This is a genomic window from Citrobacter europaeus (assembly GCF_037482245.1).
GTDB classification, from domain to species: domain Bacteria; phylum Pseudomonadota; class Gammaproteobacteria; order Enterobacterales; family Enterobacteriaceae; genus Citrobacter; species Citrobacter europaeus.
Map to the genome: position 1 here is coordinate 3817042 of NZ_CP148084.1, position 21739 is coordinate 3838780.

Annotated in this window: 18 protein-coding genes; 5 read left to right on the top strand and 13 right to left on the bottom strand. The window is 52.9% G+C overall.

What is annotated here, in order from left to right; translation table 11 throughout:
* Nucleotides 1-50 precede the first annotated feature (50 nt).
* The 3 genes from WHR59_RS18025 to decR are packed head-to-tail and all read right to left on the bottom strand — an operon-like array spanning nucleotide 51 to nucleotide 4097.
* Nucleotides 51-1829, bottom strand: a complete 1779-nt coding sequence (locus WHR59_RS18025; protein ID WP_338843348.1) for a SmdB family multidrug efflux ABC transporter permease/ATP-binding protein — start codon at nucleotides 1827-1829, stop codon at nucleotides 51-53.
* A complete protein-coding gene (locus WHR59_RS18030) occupies nucleotides 1822-3594 on the bottom strand; it encodes a SmdA family multidrug ABC transporter permease/ATP-binding protein (protein WP_043015407.1) in 1773 nt (590 codons plus the stop codon). Before WHR59_RS18030 ends, WHR59_RS18025 begins: the two co-directional genes overlap by 8 nt.
* 44 nt (nucleotides 3595-3638) lie before the next feature.
* A complete protein-coding gene (decR, locus tag WHR59_RS18035) occupies nucleotides 3639-4097 on the bottom strand; it encodes a DNA-binding transcriptional regulator DecR (RefSeq protein ID WP_003831023.1) in 459 nt (152 codons plus the stop codon).
* 116 nt (nucleotides 4098-4213) lie between these two features.
* Between decR and WHR59_RS18040 the strand changes: the two genes are divergently transcribed.
* The gene (locus WHR59_RS18040) at nucleotides 4214-5269 is read left to right on the top strand and encodes a PLP-dependent cysteine synthase family protein (protein WP_220133950.1); all 1056 of its coding nucleotides are present in this window, start codon (nucleotides 4214-4216) and stop codon (nucleotides 5267-5269) included.
* Nucleotides 5270-5319: 50 nt separating this feature from the next.
* Here the strand turns inward: WHR59_RS18040 and cof are convergent, their stop codons facing one another.
* A complete protein-coding gene (cof, locus tag WHR59_RS18045) occupies nucleotides 5320-6138 on the bottom strand; it encodes an HMP-PP phosphatase (RefSeq protein WP_047413023.1) in 819 nt (272 codons plus the stop codon).
* A 100-nt stretch (nucleotides 6139-6238) separates the two neighbouring features.
* Here cof and WHR59_RS18050 point away from each other — a divergent pair, with 100 nt between their 5' ends.
* Both WHR59_RS18050 and queC read left to right on the top strand, forming a co-directional pair.
* On the top strand, nucleotides 6239-7939 hold the full coding sequence (locus tag WHR59_RS18050; RefSeq protein WP_100194046.1) for an SgrR family transcriptional regulator: 1701 nt from the start codon (nucleotides 6239-6241) through the stop codon (nucleotides 7937-7939).
* 65 nt (nucleotides 7940-8004) lie between these two features.
* The gene (queC, locus tag WHR59_RS18055) at nucleotides 8005-8700 is read left to right on the top strand and encodes a 7-cyano-7-deazaguanine synthase QueC (protein WP_043015404.1); all 696 of its coding nucleotides are present in this window, start codon (nucleotides 8005-8007) and stop codon (nucleotides 8698-8700) included.
* A 59-nt stretch (nucleotides 8701-8759) separates the two neighbouring features.
* On the opposite strand, the gene fadM is transcribed toward queC, so the two are convergent.
* The 9 genes from fadM to bolA form a co-directional block, all read right to left on the bottom strand.
* Complete coding sequence (gene fadM / locus WHR59_RS18060) at nucleotides 8760-9158, bottom strand: long-chain acyl-CoA thioesterase FadM (RefSeq protein ID WP_016152055.1); 399 nt, start codon at nucleotides 9156-9158, stop codon at nucleotides 8760-8762.
* A 102-nt stretch (nucleotides 9159-9260) separates the two neighbouring features.
* Nucleotides 9261-9635 carry a helix-hairpin-helix domain-containing protein gene (locus tag WHR59_RS18065; protein ID WP_043015403.1) on the bottom strand — a complete coding sequence of 125 codons (375 nt, stop codon included), beginning with the start codon at nucleotides 9633-9635 and terminating at the stop codon, nucleotides 9261-9263.
* Nucleotides 9636-9781: 146 nt separating this feature from the next.
* Nucleotides 9782-11656: a peptidylprolyl isomerase gene (ppiD, locus tag WHR59_RS18070; protein WP_043015402.1), complete on the bottom strand. Its 1875-nt coding sequence runs from the start codon at nucleotides 11654-11656 to the stop codon at nucleotides 9782-9784.
* A gap of 267 nt (nucleotides 11657-11923) precedes the next feature.
* Nucleotides 11924-12196, bottom strand: coding sequence for a nucleoid-associated protein HU-beta (hupB, locus tag WHR59_RS18075; RefSeq protein ID WP_003021629.1), 273 nt, complete (start codon nucleotides 12194-12196; stop codon nucleotides 11924-11926).
* 208 nt (nucleotides 12197-12404) lie between these two features.
* Nucleotides 12405-14759 (bottom strand): endopeptidase La, encoded by a 2355-nt coding sequence (gene lon / locus WHR59_RS18080; protein ID WP_038638272.1) that lies wholly within the window; start codon nucleotides 14757-14759, stop codon nucleotides 12405-12407.
* A gap of 184 nt (nucleotides 14760-14943) precedes the next feature.
* A complete protein-coding gene (clpX, locus tag WHR59_RS18085) occupies nucleotides 14944-16218 on the bottom strand; it encodes an ATP-dependent protease ATP-binding subunit ClpX (RefSeq protein ID WP_003831013.1) in 1275 nt (424 codons plus the stop codon).
* A 126-nt stretch (nucleotides 16219-16344) separates the two neighbouring features.
* Entirely contained in the window at nucleotides 16345-16968 is a 624-nt protein-coding gene (clpP, locus tag WHR59_RS18090; protein WP_003021624.1) for an ATP-dependent Clp endopeptidase proteolytic subunit ClpP, read from the bottom strand.
* Nucleotides 16969-17215: 247 nt separating this feature from the next.
* Nucleotides 17216-18514, bottom strand: a complete 1299-nt coding sequence (tig, locus tag WHR59_RS18095; RefSeq protein WP_003021622.1) for a trigger factor — start codon at nucleotides 18512-18514, stop codon at nucleotides 17216-17218.
* Nucleotides 18515-18858: 344 nt separating this feature from the next.
* Nucleotides 18859-19176, bottom strand: a complete 318-nt coding sequence (gene bolA / locus WHR59_RS18100; protein ID WP_003021619.1) for a transcriptional regulator BolA — start codon at nucleotides 19174-19176, stop codon at nucleotides 18859-18861.
* Nucleotides 19177-19482: 306 nt separating this feature from the next.
* Between bolA and WHR59_RS18105 the strand changes: the two genes are divergently transcribed.
* The gene (locus WHR59_RS18105) at nucleotides 19483-20061 is read left to right on the top strand and encodes a lipoprotein (protein WP_016152050.1); all 579 of its coding nucleotides are present in this window, start codon (nucleotides 19483-19485) and stop codon (nucleotides 20059-20061) included.
* 44 nt (nucleotides 20062-20105) lie between these two features.
* Nucleotides 20106-21581, top strand: coding sequence for a muropeptide MFS transporter AmpG (gene ampG / locus WHR59_RS18110; protein ID WP_043015401.1), 1476 nt, complete (start codon nucleotides 20106-20108; stop codon nucleotides 21579-21581).
* Nucleotides 21582-21739 lie beyond the last annotated feature (158 nt).

The following is a 21739-nucleotide window of genomic DNA, read 5'->3' on the forward strand; positions in this document are numbered from 1 at the left end:
TACGCCTTACCCGACCTACGACTCCGCGTGGCCGGATAAGCGCTGCGCCGTCAGGCGATAACAGAATCCTCTTGCGTACTGGCTGCCAGCTCTTCGCCCGCCAGCTGCAACTGATACATCTGCCAGTAACGGCCTTGCGCCGCCAGTAATTGCTGGTGCGTACCACGCTCAACCGCCTGACCGCGATGTAACACCAGAATGGTATCCGCATCGACAATCGTCGATAACCGATGCGCAATCACCACAAGCGTTGTGTGTTTACGGACCGCCGCCAGAGCTTGCTGAATGGCCTGCTCAGTACCGGAATCAATACTGGCCGTGGCTTCATCGAGGATCAGCACCTGCGGCGTTTCAACCAACACTCGCGCCAGCGCCAGCAGTTGTTTCTGCCCAACAGAGAGATTATTGCCCTGCTCACCCAGCCGGGTATGAATCCCCTCGCTCAAACCCCGGGCCAGTTCTGCCAGTTGCACGGTCTCCAGCGCCTGCCATACCCGCTCTTCTGAGATATCGCGACCCAGCGTGACGTTTGCCAGGAAGGTATCCGCCATCACCACGGGATCCTGCTGCACCATCGCGATGCCCTGACGTAACGCACTGTGGCTCAGCGAAGACAACGGACGTCCGTCAAGTCGGATTTCACCCTGCGTCAGCGGGTAGTACCCCATCAGCAGGCTGGCCAGCGTACTTTTGCCGCTGCCGGTGTGTCCGACCAGGGCCACAAAGCTACGCGAAGGCACGGACAGACTGATGTTTTGCAGCACCAGATTGTCGTCGCGATAGGCAAATGAAACGTTATCCACCTCAATGTCACCGCTTTTGAGCGGTCGATCATCTTCACCATAGCGCTGACGAGGCCCGTCCATCAGTTCGAACACTCGCTCACCGGCGACAACCGCCTGCTGCAGCATTGACTGCTGGGTTGTCAGTTCGATAAGCGGCTCGTTTAAACGGCCGAGGTAGCTGATAAACGCATACAGCACACCAACCTCGATGGAGCTGCCAGAGGTAAAGCTGAACAGCATCAATAAACCGCAGAGGATCAGCGCCGAAAAAAGGCTCAGCAGCGGGCGCAGCAAAAAGCCATCGAGTCGCAGGGTCTGCATACGCGCCATATAGTGCGAGCGGCTGGCCTCCCCCATTCTCTCGCCAAACCGCGCCTGCTGGCGGAACTGCTGGATAACGCTCATGCCGTTGATGACTTCGTTAAAGCCATCGTTAATATCCGCCAGATAAGCGCGAACCCGGCGCACAATCGGGGTGCTGTAGCGTTGATAAATCACCATTACCACCAGCACTGCCGGGAAAATAGCCATCGCCACCAGCGCCATACGCCACTCGAGGCTGAACATCGCGACCAGCATGGCGCCGATTAATGCCGCGCTGCGCAGAACCGTTGCAACCACCGTCACATACAGGTCGCGAATCACTTCGGTGTCATTGGTCACGCGGGAGATAAGCTGCCCTACGGGCTGAGTATCAAAGGCGCTGAGCGGCTGGCGCAGCGCAGCGTCCATTACGTCGGTGCGTAGCTGTTGTACTACGCCAACCGCCGCCTGGTTAAACAGCAATGACTGTGCATAATGCAGGCCTGCTGCCAGCAGTTGCAGACCGACATACGCCGCAACCAGCCCGACGACCATCGCCAGCGGCAGATTGTTCTTCGCCACCATGTTATCGATAAAATAGCTAATCAGCAGCGGGCCGCTGACTTCCGCCGCAGCCGCCACCCACAGCATGACGACCGCAATCGCCAGCTGTTTTCGCCATGGGGAACCGTATGCCAGTAATCTTTTCAGAGTCGGCCATAATTGCCCGAAACTACGCATTAGCCGCCTCCTCGTTTATCTCTGGTGCATCAGACAGCGCCGCTTCCAGTTGCTGATAGCGGTACATATCACGATACCAGCCAGCCTGCTGCACCAGCACGTCATGCTCGCCGCGCTGGGCAATATGCCCATGCTGCATCACGATAATCTCGCTGGCTTCCGTCAGAGCCGATAAGCGGTGGGCGCTGATAATGACGGTTCGGCCTTCGCCCCACTGGCGCAGATTATGCAGGATCTGATGCTCGGTACGACCGTCCACCGCCGACAACGCATCATCCAGAATCAGGATTTCAGCGTTCAGCAGTAGTGCCCGAGCGATAGAAATACGTTGTTTTTGCCCACCAGACAGCATCACCCCGCGTTCGCCCACTTCGGTGTCGTAGCCCTGCGGAAGACGTAAAATATCCTCATGAACGCTGGCAAGGCGCGCCACATGCTCGATCTCTTCCTGCGTGGCCTGCGGGCGTCCTAACGCGATGTTATTACCGACGGTATCTGAAAACAGGAATGGCGTCTGGCTAACGACCGCCAGTCGGCTGCGCCAGCTATCAAGCTGTAAGCGCGTTAACGGGATATTATGAAAGCGTACATCGCCCTGAGTGATATCAAAATGACGCTGGATCAGCGACAGCACCGTACTTTTTCCCGCGCCGGTCGGACCACAGATGCCCAGCATCTGTCCAGGTTTAAGCTGGAAATTCACATTTTCCAGCGCCGGGTGGGTGGTCTGCGGGTAACAAAATTCGCGAATCGCCACCGCCAGCTCGCCGCGTCCTTCCGGTACCGACTCAGTGCCGTCATCCACCACCGGCGCTTCGGCCAGCATAGCGCGAATCCGGCTGTAGGCAGCGCTACCGCGTTCGACGATATTAAACATCCATGCCAGCGCCAGCATCGGCCAAATCATCAGACCGAGATACATCATAAAGCTGGTGAGCTGGCCGAGCGTCAACGAACCGTGCACCACCATCCAGCTTCCTCCGGCAATCGCCAGCAGGTTAGCCATACCAATGGCAATATAAATCGTGGGATCAAAGCGGGCGTCAATGCGCGCCACGCGCAGGTTTTTCTTACCGGTATCCTCGGCATCTGCGGCAAATAATGCCGACTGCCGATCCTCCAGACCAAAGGCCTTGATCATACGAATACTGGTCAGGCTTTCCTGAGTACGGTCATTGAGACTGGAAAACGCCGCCTGCGCCAGCTTAAAGCGATTATGGAGTCGATCGCCGTAACGTTTGATCATTATCGCCATCACCGGCATCGGCAGTAGCGCAATCAGCGTCAATTGCCAGCTTATCTGCGTAGACATCACGATCAGCACCGCACACCCCATCACCAGCGAATCCACCAGCGTCAGCACACCTTCTCCGGCGGCAAATACGACGCGATCGACATCGTTAGTTGCACGCGCCATCAGATCGCCCGTACGGTGACGCAGATAAAATTCTGGATGCTGGCGACTCAGCTGACGGTAATAATCTTCCCGCAGTTCAACCGCCAGTTGGTAGGATGCGCCAAACAGCAGCACGCGCCAGACATAGCGCAGCAAATAAACCACCACTGCGATCAGGGCAATTGTTCCCACCCACATCAGCAGCCGCTCGGTGGTGAAGCGTTGTGTCGTCACGCCATCGACAATGATCCCAACCACTTTCGGCGGAATAAGCTGAAGGATAGCGATGATGATAAGCAAGGCCACTGCCCCGAGATAGCGACGCCACTCCCGGCGGAAGTACCAGCTTAATTGAGCAAATAATCGCACGCGTTATGTCCTGACAAGATTTCCGGCAATGAGCGCCGGGAGAATTATTCAATAGGTAGAGCAGTTGTGTATTTAATCTGTTCCATCGCAAAGCTGGAGGTGACATCAGACAGGCCCGGTACGCTGTTCACCAGGCGCTTATAGAATTCATCGTAGCTTTTCATATCGGCAACCTGCACTCGCATCAGGTAGTCATACTCCCCAGCCATACGCCAGAATCCCAGAACCTCGGGCATTCCGGTCACTTCAGTGACAAAGCGGCAATACCATTCGCTGCTGTGATGCTGAGTCTTGATCAGCACAAACGCGGTGAGTCCCAGCCCCAGCTTTTCTGGATCCAACAGCGCGACTCTGCCTAGCAGGATACCGTCATCCTCAAGTCGTTTGAGACGTTTCCAGCAGGGGGTGGTAGTCAGATTAACGGCATCTGCTAACGCCTGCAAAGAAAGGGTGCAGTCCTGTTGCAGTAAGCCAAGCAGCTTGCGGTCAATTTTGTCTAACATAACCACTCCATAGAGAAGAATTTTCTCCTTACATTCTATTTTAAAGGCTAAATGGCAACAATTTTTTCCGTGCTTTTCGCTATTCTGGGCACAAAATGACAAATGGATATCTATTAATGATGAATAGCTCCTGGGTTAAAAACGCCATCAATGAAATCAACGCGGATTATCAGCGTTCTGCGGATACGCATCTCATTCGTCTGTCGCTACCGGCGTTCCCGGGCATTCAGATCTATTTAAAAGATGAGAGCACGCATCCGACCGGGAGCCTGAAGCATCGTCTGGCGCGCTCACTGTTTTTGTACGGATTGTGCAATGGCTGGATCAAAGAAGGCACCACCATCATTGAGTCATCGTCCGGTTCAACGGCGGTTTCCGAGGCTTATTTCGCCCGACTGTTAGGACTGCCGTTTATTGCCGTCATGCCTTCCTGTACGGCGAAACGTAAAATTGAACAGATTGAATTCTACGGCGGTCGCTGTCATTTCGTGGAAAGCGCCTGCGAAATCTATGCGGCTTCTGAACAGCTGGCGCGTGAGCTGAACGGTCATTACATGGATCAGTTCACTTACGCTGAACGCGCCACCGACTGGCGTGGCAATAATAATATTGCCGACAGCATCTTTCGTCAGATGCAGTGCGAGCCCAACCCCGTTCCCCGCCATATCGTGATGAGCGCCGGAACCGGCGGCACCTCAGCAACCATTGGCCGCTATATCCGCTGTCAGGGCTACGACACTCAACTGATGGTAGTGGACCCGGAAAACTCGGTCTTTCTGCCCTTCTGGCAGGATCGCGATGCAACGTTGCGCAGCCCGGTAGGAAGTAAAATCGAAGGCATTGGCCGCCCGCGTGTCGAACCGTCTTTCATTCCTGACGTGGTTGATGAAATGTTGCGCGTACCGGATGCCGCAAGCGTGGCCACCGCGCACTGGCTGGAAACGCAGTTGGGCCGCAAAGTCGGCGCTTCAACCGGTACCAACATGTGGGGAACCCTGCAGCTTGCCGCTCGTATGCGCGATGCAGGCGTTACCGGTTCACTGGTAACGCTACTGTGCGACAGTGGCGAACGCTATCTGGAAACCTACTACAACCCACAATGGGTCGACGCGCAGATCGGTGATTTAACGCCGTGGAAAGGGGAACTCGCCCGACTTCTGAACACCCATTAACAGGATAAAAAAAAGCCAGACGCGAAGTCTGGCTTGCTGGAAGGGATCTCTCATTCGGGGGAATAAGGTAGATGCGGATTGTCCAGCCAATGCGTCAAAAAGTGTGATACTGCCTGATTGCGGCAATGCCCAATCACCGATAAATGAGGCAGTTCGGCAATCAGTTGCGGCATCGCGTTACCCATAATCAGACCGCGACCAACGCTGCCTAACATTTCGCGATCGTTCATGGCATCGCCAAACGCCATACACTCGGCCATTGAATAACCTAAGTGGTCGCTTAGTACCGCCAGCGCAGATCCTTTGTTACAGCCCAACGGCAGTACCTCAAGACAATCAAACGCGGAAAAACAGAGATTCGCCTGTTCACCCAGCGCTTCATTCAGCTGAATGCGTAATTGGATCAGGGAGTCATGATCGCCGCAGAAACAAACTTTCGTGACCTGATGAGCAGGAATACGTTTCACATCGACAATCTGGTAGCGAAATCCGCTATATACATGCGCCTGCAGCAGCGAGGGGATCTCTTGTCCGGTGAACCAACCGTTGTCATTAAAGACATGCATGCTGGCGGTGGTATCCCACTTCTGATGTAGCACGATATCCGCAACATTCGGATCCAGATCCTGACGGTGCAGCACATCGCCCTCAAGAGAGTGAATACGCGTGCCATTACCCGTGATCAAAAAAGCGTCCAGTGACACAGACCCCAAAATATGGCGCATCTCCAGCACATGGCGACCGGTGGCAAAGGTCAGGGTGATATCGCGTTCACGCAGGCGCGCCAGCGTTGAAAGCGTTTCGTCACCTAAATGGTGATTCGGCATCAAAAGGGTGCCATCCATATCAAATGCAGCCAGACGAGCCATTTCTTTCTCCACACTGTGACGCGGTTAACTTGTGATTCAGTATCACCTGAGATATACGGAAGTAATAGTGAATAGATAAAATGAATTGTTCCGGGTTTATATGCGATTATTGAATCGACTGAATCAGTACCAGCGCCTGTGGCAACCATCGAACGGCGAACCACAGTCAGTGACCGTGGGCGAACTGGCCAAACGCTGTTTTTGCAGCGAGCGCCACGTGCGAACCTTGCTAAAGCAAGCGCAGGATGCTGGCTGGCTGGAGTGGTACGCTCAGTCGGGGCGCGGGAAACGCGGGCTGCTACGTTTTTTGGTGACGCCAGATTCGCTGCGCAACACCATGATGGAACAGGCGCTGCAAAAGGGAGAACAGCTCAGCGTACTTGAACTGGCTCAACTGGCGCCAGGCGAATTAAGAACGTTGCTACAACCGTTTATGGGGGGTCAGTGGCAAAACGACACGCCAACCCTGCGTATCCCCTATTACCGCCAGCTCGACCCTTTGCACCCTGGATTTCTCCCCGGTCGCGCGGAGCAGCATCTCGCCGGACAACTATTTTCTGGCCTGACACGGTTCGACAGCAAGACGCAACGCCCCTGCGGAGATTTAGCCCACCACTGGAATATCTCCGCCGATGGCCTGCGCTGGGATTTCTATATTCGTTCCACCCTGCACTGGCATAACGGCGATGCGGTCAGCAGCACGCAGCTACATCAACAATTGCAGAAGCTGTTAGCGCTACCCGCGCTGAATAAGCTGTTTATCAGCGTGAAGCGCATTGAAGTGACGCATCCCCAGTGCCTGACCTTTATTCTGCATCGCCCCGACTTCTGGCTGGCGCATCGTCTGGCAAGCTACAGCAGTCATCTGGCGCATCCTGAACATCCGTTTGTGGGTACTGGTCCGTTCCGATTGACGCTGTTTACTCCTGAACTGGTGCGTATCGAAAGTCACGATCACTACCACCTGAGTCATCCGCTGCTAAAAGCCATTGAATACTGGATAACCCCGCAACTCTTCTCCCAGGATTTGGGCACCAGCTGTCGCCATCCGGTGCAAATTGCGATTGGTAAGCCCGAAGAATTGCCCATGCTAAGCCAGGTAAGCAGCGGCATCAGCCTCGGTTTTTGCTATCTTACGCTCAGAAAAAGCGCGCGCCTGAATACGCAGCAGGCCCGCCGACTGGTCAATATTATCCACCGCTCTTCCCTACTACAAACGCTTGAAGTGGATGAAAACCTGATTACGCCAAGCAATGCGCTGCTGCCAGGATGGACTATCCCACAATGGGATGAACTGGACGAGGTAGCGCTGCCGAAAAAACTAACGCTGGCCTATCATCTGCCGGTAGAACTGCATGCGATGGCTGAACAGCTTCGCCAGGCGCTGGCGCTGCTCGGTTGTGAATTAACGCTTATTTTTCATAATGCCAAGAACTGGGATGGCGATCATCCTTTAGCCCAGGCCGACCTGATGATGGGCGACAGGCTAATTGGCGAAGCGCCTGAATATACCCTCGAACAGTGGCTGCGCTGCGATCAGCTCTGGTCACACGTATTGAGCGCGCCGGCTTATACTCATCTGCAAACCACTCTGGATGCCTTGCAAATTCAGGCTGATGAAGACGATCGTCACGCGGCTTTACAACAAGTTTTCGCCACGCTGATGCATGACGCGACCCTGACGCCGCTGTTCAATTATCACTATCGTATTAGCGCCCCTCCAGGTGTGAACGGCGTACGCCTGAACCCTCGCGGCTGGTTCGAGTTTACCGAAGCCTGGCTGCCGCCGCCTTCAGCGTGAAGAAGCTGGTCGGCGACACGCCCAGGCGCTACCATAAGCGCTTTCGTTACTAGTCAGGAAAAGCCATGAAACGTGCCGTTGTTGTATTCAGTGGAGGCCAGGACTCCACAACCTGTCTGGCGCAAGCGCTGCATCAGTATGATGAAGTGCATTGCGTGACCTTTGATTATGGTCAGCGCCACCGCGCTGAGATTGATGTCGCACGTGACCTGGCCTTAAAACTCGGCGCGCGTGCGCACAAAGTCCTTGATGTCACGCTGCTCAGCGAACTGGCCGTCAGCAGCCTGACCCGCGATAACATTCCGGTACCTGATTACGAACCTGATGCCAACGGCATCCCCAACACCTTTGTGCCTGGACGCAATATTCTGTTTTTAACGCTGGCGGCGATTTACGCGTATCAGGTACAGGCAGAAGCGGTCATTACCGGCGTTTGCGAAACGGATTTCTCCGGATACCCGGACTGTCGCGATGAGTTCGTCAAAGCCCTGAACCATGCCGTAAGCCTGGGGATGGCAAAAGATATCCGCTTTGAAACACCGTTAATGTGGATCGATAAAGCCGAAACCTGGGCACTGGCCGATTACTGGGGCAAGCTGGACCTGGTACGCGAAGAAACGCTGACCTGTTATAACGGCATCAAAGGTGACGGTTGCGGTCACTGTGCGGCGTGTAATCTGCGCGCCAACGGCCTGAACCATTATCTGGCGGATAAATCGGCGGTGATGGCGGCAATGAAGCAGAAAACCGGGTTAAAGTAATACGTTGAGTGATGCCGGATGGCGCTTTTGCTTATCCGGCCTGCAGACACTCGCAGCCACTACTTCACCATCTGCTCCAATTTTTCGCGCAACTCCCCTTCCAGCGGCAGCGCTTTTTGCGTCTTTAAATCAATGCAGACGAAGGTAATCAACGCGTCTGCCACCACCTGTCCTTCCGGCTCCAGGGTGATGGTCTGGTTCAACACGCCGCTTTTACCATTTAGCTGTTGGACCTGGCTGGTGATGGTCAGCAGGTCACTCAGCACCGCAGGTCGGCGGTAGTTAATATTAATATTCACGACCACAAAAGCGATGTTGTGTGCGGTCATCCACTGAAAGCTGTCGCTGTTTTCCAGACCATCCCAGCGGGCTTCTTCCAGAAACTCCAGATAGCGGGCATTGTTAACGTGCTGATAGACATCAAGATGAAAACCACGAACTTTGATTTGTGTTTGCATAGCGCAGGAACCTTACGTTTTTATAGGAATATATTCAGGGTAGTGAGGCCATAACTGGTATGACCTCTCTAGTGTGGCAAATATTGGCCACTGCGCAAGTTATTAAAGTGTTAAAACTGCCAAATTACGCTCAACCAGCGAGCTACCCATGCCCGGCACCTGCTTTAAGTCCTCCACCGTTTTAAACGGTCCGTACTCTTCACGATAGCTCACAATCGCCTGCGCTTTCTTCAGACCAACGCCATTCATGACTCGAGCTAAATCCTCAGCAGAAGCACTGTTGATGCTTACCCTGGTACCTTCATCGTCGCTCGCTTTAGCCGCTGACGTGGCTTTGCTTTGCGCCACTGTGGAAGCATCCGCTTTGGCTTGAGTCGCCTGACTTTTGGCGACAGGCTCTGCAGCCAGTGCGCTTTGAGCCATGCCGGCACAGGTCAATGAAAGAGTGATAAGAAGGGTTTTGATTCCATGTTTCATACTGTTTTCTCCGTGTTTGTTAACAGTGGAATCACGATAGCGGGGTGCACAACGACAGACAAACGGCAAATATCAGAAATGGAAAAGGCCGCGAAAGCGGCCTTTTGTCGATACAACTTTTTGCAATTTTTTGCGAGCAGCCTCGGTTATTGCTGCTGTTCCAGCGCGTCACCGACTTTAATTTTTGCGGCTTTACGCAGGTTGCTCATCAGCGCTTCGAAGACAATCTGCGCGTTGTTCTGGGTAATCCCCTGAACCATCGCTTTCTTCTGCGCTTCAGGCATAGAACCGGCTTTCACCTCGTCCAGCGCCAGCAGAACAACATTACCCTGCATATCGTTCGCCACGCCGTAGCTCGGTTTGTCTTTCGCTGGCAGACTCAGGCCAAAGGCCGCCTGGCTCAGCGGATCCTGCCCGGTACGGCTCAGCGTTTTCGCTTCGCCAAAGCTCAGACCCGCCGCTTTCATCGCTTCATCGCCTTTACCGGCTTTCAGATCCGCCAGCAGTTTATCGGCATCAAGCTTCGCCTGCTGCTCTGCTTTATTGTGCTTAACGAGCGCAGTTACCTGATCTTTCACTTCAGCCAGTGGCTTAACGGCTTCGGCTTTGTGTTCTGCAATACGCAATACAAACGCACGATCGCCGTCCACGGTGATGATGTCGGAGTTACTGCCAGGCGTACCGTTTTCGCCAACCAGACCACCATTGAAAATGATGTCAGCGACCGGTTTGAAGTTCAGTTCTTCTGGCAGGCTGTCACGACTAAACCAGCCCGTCTCAACCGCTTTCATGCCAGCAGCCTGCTCCGCGCCCGCCAGGGATTCGTTATCGTTGCTGGCGGCATCGCTCACTTTCTGCTGCAGTGCGTAATACGCGTCCAGCGCTTTTTCCTGCTTCACTTTCGCCGCAATGTCGTCACGGGCTTCGCTCAGCGGTTTAACCTGTGCAGGTTGTACGTCGTCAAGACGCGCAACGAGGAAACCAACGGAAGACTTAATCACGCCTGACAGCTGGCCTTTTTCTTTCAGACCAGCACTTTTCAGCTCATCCGGAGTGGTGGAATCTTCCAGCCATCCCATGTCGCCGCCTTTACGGGCAGAGATGATGTCAGCAGATTTTTCTTTTGCCAGCGCAGCGAAATCACCGCCTTTGTTCAGCTCGTCCAGCACCGCTTTGGCTTCATCTTCCGTTTTGGTCTGAATGATGCTGTAGCGGTTACGCTGCGGCTGAGTGAACTGGTCCTGATGCTGGTCGTAGTAAGACTGAATATCCGCATCGCTGGCCGTCTCCTGCATAGCAGCGGCGTCCAGCTTGATGTAGCTCACGCGGAACTGTTCCGGCGTCATAAAGTTGTTTTTATTTTGCTCGTAGTAGCTGGCAACTTCCTGCTCGGTAACAGACTGCTTCGCGGCCAGTGCGTTAACGTCAATCGTCGCCTCGCGAACGATACGCTGCTGTGCAACCAGCGCCGCCAGCTCGTCCGTTTCGCCTTTCAGCATGAAGTCCGTACCGGCAACACCGTTGATCAGCTGCTGGGTAGTGAGCTGATTACGTAATGCCTGAGCATACTGATCGGCGGTCATACCCATCTGATTAACAATCGCATTGTAGCGGTTGTTATCAAATTTGCCGTCCACCTGGAACGCAGGCGTGGCGAAAATAGCCTGTTTGACCTGATCGTCGCTGATGTTGAGCTTAAGCTCGTGGGAGTACTGATCCAGCAGCGCTTCGTCAATAAGACGATTCAGCACCTGCTGACGCAGCGTTTTCATGTAGCCTTCGTTCGCAGCCAGTTCGGAGTATTGATCGCCCAGCTGTTGCTGCATGCGGTTACGTTCGCTGTTGAACGCATTCTCGAACTGCCCGCGGCTGATCTCCTGGCCATTCACTTTGGCGGCGAAGTTATTGCCCCCGCCAATCAGGTAACCACTCACGCCGGTCAAAATGAACGACACGATAATGATACCGAAAATAATCTTGAGCACGAGACTGTTAGCAGCCGTGCGTAAGCTGTCCATCATGGTGTAACCACACTCCGCTGTAGATGACTATACGCGTTATCTCTCAAGCCGCCTGCGCGCAGGCACAACAACGGCGGCAAGGATTTTGAGTATATATGCTTCACGCAGCATAGCGTTTCCTGAACGCTGCGCACAAAGGTCTATTGTGACAAGAAACAGGGGCAATTGTCAGCCCACAACGCGTAGAAAGTACCGGAATTACAAATAAAAAAGGCACATCAGTCGATGCGCCCTTGTACTTCGTCACATCCCCAAAGGGGAAATCACTTAGTTTACCGCGTCTTTCAGTGCTTTACCTGCACGGAAGCCCGGTACTTTAGCCGCGGCGATGGTGATCTCTTTACCTGTTTGCGGGTTGCGACCAGTACGGGCAGCACGCTCTTTAACGGCAAAAGTACCAAAACCTACCAGCGCTACGTCATCACCTTCTTTCAGAGATTCAGTAACAGAAGCAATAATTGCATCTAACGCACGTCCAGCCGCAGCTTTAGAGATATCAGCCCCTGCAGCAATTTTGTCGATCAGTTGAGATTTATTCACTCTTCTCTTCCTCTTTATAATTTATATCGCACCTGAATCCTTCAAAGTGCGAACGCGCAGCAGTTATATCAGGCCTGCCATGCCCTTACAACACCCGTTAATGATGGCAAGCCCAATCCGTCATCTAAATTAGCTATACAAAAAAAGGCTGGCAAGTCCGAAATGGCCTGCCAGCCCTGTTTTTATTAGTGCTCTTTGCGCGAGGTCACTATTTTGCGGTCACAACCTGCATTCCGGAGGGCTCATTTTGCAACGCAAGCGTCAGAACCTCCTCAATGCGTTTCACCGGATGGATGTCCAGATCGGCAATCACGTTGTCCGGAATCTCTTCCAGGTCACGTTTGTTTTCGTCTGGAATTAAGACCGTTTTAATACCACCACGGTGTGCCGCCAGCAGTTTTTCTTTCAAACCACCAATAGGCAGAACCTGACCACGCAGGGTGATCTCGCCGGTCATCGCCACGTCGGCGCGTACCGGGTTACCGGTCAGACAAGACACCAGCGCGGTACACATGGCAATACCCGCACTTGGACCATCTTTCGGCGTCGCCCCTTCAGGTACGTGAACGTGGATGTCGCGTTTTTCGTAAAAGTCCGGATTAATACCCAGTTTTTCCGCACGCGCCCGCACCACGGTCAGTGCTGCCTGAATGGATTCCTGCATGACTTCACCCAGCGAACCGGTGTAGGTCAGCTTACCTTTACCCGGTACGCAGGCGGTTTCGATAGTCAGCAGATCGCCGCCCACTTCCGTCCACGCCAGACCCGTTACCTGACCAACGCGGTTTTCGTTGTCCGCGCGGCCATAGTCAAAGCGTTGAACGCCCAGGTAGTCGTGCAGGTTATCACCATTGATCACGATGTGTTTCAGCGACTTGTCGAGCAGCAGCTGTTTCACCGCTTTACGGCACAGTTTGGAGATTTCGCGCTCCAGACTACGCACGCCGGCTTCACGGGTGTAGTAACGAATAATGCCCACAATGGCGCTATCGTCGACCGTTAGCTCTCCTTTTTTCAGCGCATTACGCTCAATCTGTTTCGGCAACAGGTGACGTTTAGCAATGTTCAGCTTCTCGTCTTCGGTATAACCGGACAGACGGATCACTTCCATACGATCCAGCAACGGCGCTGGAATATTCATGGAGTTAGAGGTCGCAACGAACATCACGTCGCTGAGGTCGTAGTCCACTTCCAGGTAGTGATCGCTGAACGCCACGTTCTGCTCTGGATCCAGCACCTCAAGCAGTGCGGAAGCCGGATCGCCACGCATGTCAGAAGACATTTTGTCGATCTCATCGAGCAGGAACAGCGGGTTTTTAACGCCCACTTTAGCCATTTTCTGGATCAGTTTACCCGGCATAGAGCCAATATAGGTCCGGCGGTGACCGCGAATTTCAGCTTCATCACGCACGCCGCCCAGCGCCATACGAATATATTTACGTCCGGTGGCTTTAGCGATGGACTGTCCCAGAGAAGTTTTACCTACCCCCGGCGGCCCAACCAGGCACAGGATCGGTCCCTTGATTTTGTTCACACGGCTTTGAACCGCGAGATACTCAAGGATACGATCTTTGACGCGTTCCAGACCGTAGTGGTCAGTATCGAGGATTTCCTGCGCCTGACGAAGGTCTTTTTTGACCTTGCTACGCGCATTCCACGGTACCTGAACCATCCAGTCGATGTAGCCACGCACTACGGTCGCTTCCGCGGACATCGGAGACATCATTTTCAGCTTCTGCAGTTCTGCTTCCGCTTTCTCTTTTGCCTCTTTCGGCATTTTCGCCGCGTCGATTTTACGCTTCAACGCTTCGTTTTCGTCCGGCGCGTCGTCCATCTCGCCGAGCTCTTTCTGAATGGCTTTCATCTGCTCGTTCAGATAGTACTCACGCTGGGATTTTTCCATCTGCTTTTTCACGCGGTTGCGAATGCGTTTCTCAACCTGCAGCAGATCAATTTCAGACTCCATCATCGCCATCAGATATTCCAGACGTTCGTTAACGTCGGACATCTCCAGCACGGACTGCTTGTCAGCCAGTTTCAGCGGCATGTGTGCAGCGATGGTGTCCGCCAGACGTGCAGGATCGTCAATGCTGTTCAGCGACGTCAGCACTTCTGGTGGGATTTTCTTGTTCAGCTTGATATAGCCTTCGAACTGGCTGATAGCGGTACGCACCAGCACTTCCTGTTCGCGCTCATCAATGGCTGGCGAGTCAAGGTACTCCGCTTTCGCAGAGAAATGCTCGCCGTTGTCAGACAGCGCAGAAATACGCGCGCGCTGTAACCCCTCGACCAGCACTTTTACGGTGCCGTCAGGCAGTTTCAGCATCTGCAAAATAGAGGCCACGGTCCCGACGGTGAAAAGATCGTTTACACCCGGCTCATCCGTTGACGCTTCTTTCTGTGCGACCAGCATGATTTTTTTATCATGGTCCATAGCCGCTTCCAGACAACGGATAGATTTTTCCCGCCCTACAAATAAGGGTATGACCATGTGCGGATAAACCACCACATCGCGCAACGGCAATACGGGGATTTCAATGCGTTCAGAACGCTCAGGATTCATAGAGCTCTCTCTTAGTTTAGTTTCCGCCAGGTAATCAGGTGGTACGACTGTGCTCCACACCACCTTTAACATGTATGTCAGTATATGGGGATGTTTCCCACACATTCAACGCCATGTTTACGGAAAAATAAAAGGGGAGATAAAATCCCCCCTTTTTAATTAAATGTCTGTATGAATTGATGAATTATTCGCCAGATGCCTGCTGCGCTTCCGGCTTACCGTAAATCAGCAACGGCTTGCTCTGACCGCCAATCACCGACTCATCGATCACCACTTTTTCGACGTCTTCCATAGACGGCAGATCGTACATGGTGTCGAGCAGCGCGGCTTCGACAATTGAACGCAGACCACGAGCACCAGTTTTACGCGCCATCGCTTTCTTGGCGATCGCATCCAGCGCTTCCTCACGGAATTCCAGATCGACACCTTCAAGATTGAACAGCGCCTGGTACTGCTTGGTCAGGGCGTTTTTCGGCTCTTTGAGGATCTGGATCAATGCTTCTTCGCTCAGCTCGCTCAGCGTCGCGACAACCGGCAGACGACCAATGAACTCAGGGATCAGACCAAATTTGATCAGATCTTCTGGTTCTACCTGCGACAGCAGTTCACCTTCGCTGGCTTTGTCAGACTGCGCTTTTACCGTTGCGCCAAAACCAATGCCGGAGCCGGTTTCAACACGGTTAGCAATCACTTTATCCAGACCGGCAAAGGCACCGCCACAGATAAACAGGATCTTAGAGGTGTCAACCTGCAGGAATTCCTGTTGAGGATGTTTACGACCACCCTGAGGCGGAACGGCAGCAACCGTACCTTCGATCAGTTTCAACAGCGCCTGCTGTACGCCTTCGCCGGAAACGTCACGGGTAATGGACGGGTTATCGGACTTACGAGAAATCTTGTCAATTTCATCGATATAGACGATCCCGCGCTGTGCTTTCTGCACATCGTAATCGCATTTCTGCAGCAGTTTCTGAATAATGTTCTCAACATCTTCCCCCACATAACCGGCTTCGGTCAGCGTGGTGGCGTCGGCCATGGTGAACGGAACGTCCAGCAGGCGCGCCAGCGTTTCAGCCAGCAGCGTTTTACCGGAACCCGTCGGGCCAATCAGCAGGATGTTACTTTTGCCCAACTCGACGCCATTGCTGGTGTCGCCGTTGCGCAGACGTTTGTAATGGTTGTATACCGCGACCGCCAGCACTTTCTTCGCCTGCTCCTGACCGATAACGTAATCGTCCAGGTGGTTGCGAATTTCATGTGGCGTCGGCAGCGCACTGCGTTCACGGTGCGGTGCTACTTCCTTAATCTCTTCGCGAATGATGTCGTTACATAAATCAACACATTCGTCGCAGATATACACGGATGGTCCGGCAATCAGCTTACGCACTTCATGCTGGCTTTTGCCGCAAAAAGAGCAGTACAACAATTTGCCCGAGCCATCTTTGCGTTTATCTGTCATGGGTCAAAACCTCTTCTTTGTTCTTTGTGCCGCACACGACGACGCAAATGCCATTCTCAGGCGCAAGACGCTAGTCAGCGTTGTGCCGCTCCAGGTAATTATAGCGGCACACCTGCGCGCTGGGCATTAATTACGATGGGTCAAAATCGAGTCGACCAGACCGTACTCTACCGCTTCAGAAGCGGAGAGGAAGCGATCGCGCTCGGTATCACGTTCAATCTGCTCAAGAGATTGACCCGTATGATGCGCCATAAGTTCGTTCATGCGCCCTTTTACCTTCAGGATTTCACGGGCATGAATTTCAATATCCGTTGCCTGGCCCTGGTAACCGCCCAGAGGCTGGTGGATCATGACGCGAGAGTTAGGCAGGCAAAAACGTTTACCTTTCGCCCCGGCAGTCAGCAGGAACGCGCCCATTGAGGCCGCCTGGCCCATACAAATGGTGCTGACGTCCGGCTTAATAAACTGCATGGTGTCATAGATAGACATCCCGGCGGTGATCACTCCACCAGGGGAGTTGATGTACAGGTAGATATCTTTTTCTGGGTTTTCTGCTTCCAGGAACAGCATCTGCGCCACGATCAGGTTAGCCATATGGTCTTCGACCTGGCCGGTCAGAAAAATGACGCGTTCCTTAAGTAGACGAGAATAGATATCAAAAGAGCGCTCACCACGTGAGGTCTGTTCAATGACCATCGGCACCAGCGCCATATGGGGTGCAAAGTTATCTCGTTCGCCGCTGTATGACATTTCCGTCTCCTGGATAAAATTTGAAAAAACCTGCTGTGCTGATTGTAACCTTATGGACGGATTATCAGCTAGTCCCTCAGTAATGGGTACGACATCGCCATAATTCAAGCATAACAATCTTTTGTTGTAACGCTAACACTGAAACGCTGTTTTCGCACTCTTCCCATGCAAAATGCGTGACAAAAAAAAACCCGCCACCAAAAGGTGACGGGCTTGCGTACGAAATTCGAGCTAAAAAAGCGACGAATTACGCCTGCTGGTTCATCAGCTCGTTGAAGGAAGTGGCTTTTTCAGTCACTTTCGCTTTCGCCAGAACGGCTTCAACAGCCTGCTCTTCCAGAGCGACGTTACGCATATTGTCCATCAGCTCTTTATTTTTGCTGTAGAACTCAACAACTTCTTTCGGATCTTCGTAAGCAGAAGCCATCTCTTCGATCAGGCCTTTAACGCGATCTTCATCAGCTTTCAGCTCGTTGGTGCGAATCACTTCGCCCAGCAGCAGACCGACAACTACGCGACGCTTAGCCTGTTCTTCGAACAGTTCACGCGGCAGTTCCAGAGCTTGTTTCTCGTTGCCGCCGAAACGCTGTGCAGCCTGACGACGCAGAACGTCGATTTCGCTGTCGATCAGAGCAGCCGGAACGTCGATGTCGTTAGCTTTTACCAGACCTTCGATCGCCTGAGACTTAACGCGGTTACGCACAGCGCCTTTCAGCTCGCGTTCCATGTTTTTGCGTACTTCGGCGCGCAGACCTGCTACGGAACCATCTTCAACGCCGAAACGTTTGATGAATTCTTCAGTCAGTTCCGGCAGCTCGCGTTCTTCAACTTTCTTCAGGTTGATAACGAACTTAGCGGCTTTACCTTTCAGGTTTTCAGCGTGGTACTCTTCTGGGAAAGTCACGTCGATAGTGAACTCTTCGCCAGCTTTGTGGCCTTTAACGCCTTCTTCAAAGCCCGGGATCATACGACCCTGGCCCATCGCCAGTACGAAGTCAGACGCTTTGCCGCCTTCGAACTCTTCGCCGTCTACAGAACCGGTGAAGTCGATGGTTACACGGTCTTCTGCATCTGCAGCGCCGTCTTTGTCTTTCCAGGTAGCCTGCTGCTTACGCAGGGTATCCAGCATCACGTCAACGTCAGCGTCGGTGACTTCAACAACCGGTTTTTCAACTTCGATTGCTTCCAGGCCAGTCAGCTCAACTTCCGGGTAAACTTCGAACTCTACCGCGTAAGTAAAATCTTCACCCAGTTTGTATTCGCCCGGAACGTAGTTCGGTGCGCCAGCCGGATTGATTTTTTCTTTGATGATCGCGTCAACGAAGTTGCGGCTCATCAGGTCACCCAGAACGTCCTGGCGAACAGATGCGCCATAACGCTGAGCAACAACATTCATCGGTACTTTTCCTTTGCGGAAACCGTCAATACGCACTTTCTTCGCTACGTTGACCAGCTCGCTTTTCACAGCGGTCTCGATGCTGTCAGCAGCGATAGTAATCGTTACACGGCGGCCAAGGCCTTGAGTGGTTTCAACTGAAACTTGCATCTTGTTACCTCAAAAAATCACAGTGCTCGGTCAACTCTTCTCCGCAAGCACAGGTTGTTGGCTTCGCGGAACTGGGATGTTCTCATAAGCAATCACATTCCCTGTCGTCAGAATCATCCCGAAGACATTCCGAAAAATAAGACGCGCATTATAGCGGCATCACTTTTATGAGTCGAGAACGGTTATCGCGCGTTGCTGCGGCTTTTTTCACAATTCCCGGCTAATTTTTGTCTGAATACTGTACGAGCGCCCCAGAATTCAGACAAAACAAAACGGCCCGCAGGCCGTTTTCACATAATCTGTAGCAACATACTGGAAAAGCGTCGGTTGTTGCAAATCCGTTTTTACGCGATGCTTCCCGCCCCACGACACGGAGGCGATGCAAAAATCGTATCCTGCAACGCTTCCCACTCCTTAATGGTATAGGTATGCAGGGCAAGCGCATGAACGGTTGTGGAAAGCTCCGCCGTTAATGTGCTGTAAATCATCCGATGACGATTAAGAAAACGTTCACCTGTAAAGCGATCGCTAACCAGCACAACCTTAAAGTGGCTTTCAGAACCAGCCGGGACATTGTGACGATAGCTTTCATCCACAACTTCGAGGAATACGGGTTCGAACGCTGCCCTTAATTTTTCTTCTATTTGCTCACGAATCATCATGAAATTTTTCCTCCGACAACGCTGAGATGTCACCCATCCCTTTAAATACTAGCCGCTTTTACCGTTTTCATTACACCTTAGCAACAAAAAATTAGCCCTTGTCTGATTTTCTCAGCCAAACGGATGAAGTTCACTGAATCTACCCTTCGATTTATTGCAAAAAGTCCGTTTATGGTCTCCACAAAGTCATAAAACGGACAACACAATGAATTTACATGCGTTACCCACTTCCCCTCATCGTTGGCGATGTTATGATGGCGGGAATTTTCTCCAACCATACAATTTAGATTCGCTGAGAGCCCTGGCATGTTTAAAAAAATCCTCGTCCCGTTTGTCGCGCTGTTTATGTTAGCTGGATGCGCAACGCCGCCGACCACTATTGAAGTTTCCCCAAAAATCACTCTGCCGCAGCAGGACCCAAGCCTGATGGGCGTGACCGTTAGCATCAACGGTGCCGACCAGCGTCAGGATCAGGCGCTGGCAAAAGTCACCCGTGACAACCAGTTGGTTACCCTGACCGCGTCTCGCGATCTGCGCTTCCTGCTGCAAGAAGTACTGGAAAAACAGATGACCGCACGCGGTTATATGATTGGGCCAAACGGTGCAGTCAACCTGCAAATTATTGTTAGCCAACTGTATGCTGACGTGTCTCAGGGTAGCGTGCGTTACAACATCGCCACCAAGGCAGACATCGCCATCATCGCGACCGCCGCTAACGGCAACAAGATGACCAAAAACTACCGCGCAAGCTATTCTGTTGAAGGCGCACTGCAGGCCTCTAACAAAAATATCGCTGACGCCGTTAACAGCGTACTGACCGACACCATCGCTGATATGTCTCAGGACACCAGCGTTCACGATTTCATCAAGCAGAACGCTCGTTAATTTCTGCCCATATGGCCCGGCGCTCGTCGGGCCTATAGAAGCCCATGTCCAGTCATTACTTACGTATTTTTCAGCAACCACGTTCAGCTATCCTGCTCATACTGGGATTCGCCTCCGGTTTACCGCTCGCTCTGACCTCGGGTACGCTTCAGGCGTGGATGACGGTCGAGAATATCGATCTTAAAACCATTGGATTCTTTTCTCTGGTCGGCCAGGCCTACGTGTTTAAGTTCCTCTGGTCCCCGCTAATGGACCGCTACACTCCGCCGTTTTTAGGTCGACGCCGGGGTTGGCTGCTGGCAACCCAGGTACTGTTACTGATTTCTATCGCCGCGATGGGTTTTCTGGAACCTGGTACGCAGCTGCGCTGGATGGCCGCGCTTGCGGTGGTGATCGCGTTTTGCTCAGCATCGCAGGACATCGTCTTTGATGCCTGGAAAACCGACGTGTTGCCCGCCGAAGAACGCGGCACCGGTGCGGCTATCAGCGTGCTGGGCTATCGCTTAGGGATGCTGGTTTCCGGCGGTCTGGCCCTGTGGATGGCCGATCGCTGGCTGGGCTGGCAGGGCATGTACTGGCTGATGGCGGCGCTGATGATACCTTGTATCATCGCGACTCTGTTAGCGCCCGAACCAACTGATGCCATTCCGGTGCCCAAAACGCTGGAGCAGGCGGTAGTCGCCCCGCTGCGCGACTTCTTTGGTCGTAACAACGCCTGGCTGATCCTGCTGCTGATTGTGTTGTATAAGCTTGGGGACGCTTTCGCCATGAGCCTGACCACCACCTTTTTAATTCGCGGCGTTGGGTTTGATGCGGGTGAAGTTGGCGTGGTAAATAAAACGCTCGGGCTGCTGGCCACCATCGTTGGCGCGCTGTACGGCGGGATCCTGATGCAGCGCCTTTCGCTGTTTCGCGCCTTGCTGATTTTCGGCATTCTGCAGGGGGCGTCGAATGCGGGTTATTGGCTATTGTCCATCACTGACAAACACATGTTCAGTATGGCGGCCGCCGTCTTCTTTGAAAACCTGTGCGGTGGAATGGGCACGGCAGCGTTTGTCGCCTTATTAATGACGCTGTGCAATAAGTCCTTCTCAGCGACTCAGTTCGCCCTGCTCTCCGCGCTTTCAGCCGTTGGTCGCGTTTACGTTGGCCCGGTAGCGGGTTGGTTTGTCGAAGCGCACGGTTGGCCAACGTTTTATTTGTTCTCCGTGTTTGCCGCGATCCCCGGCCTCATACTGCTGCTGGTTTGTCGTCAGACGCTGGAGCATAGCTGGAAAAATGAAAGCTTTATTCCACGCACGGAATTTCGTGGGGCGTACAGCCTGGCATTAATGACGTTGGTAGCGGGCTGCTGCTTACTGCTGGTTTGGCTACTGCTGTTAACTATGAACACGCTGGATTACACCAGCTTCTCCTTCCTGCCGGAACTGCTTGAAGTCTCAGTGGTGGTCGCGGTCTGTGGAGTCGTTTTTGGTGGATTGCTGGATTATCTGGCACTGCGCAAAACCCGTCTGGCGTAACAATCCGCATTAATATCGCCGTTGTAATCACCTTGCGTAATTATAACGGCTAAATAAACAACAATCGCTAAAAATATAATTTGTTATTTTGTGCGCCAAAGAATTTGGAAATTATTGACGCCTTTTATATATACTATTTTCCTTACTCGATTCAGCCA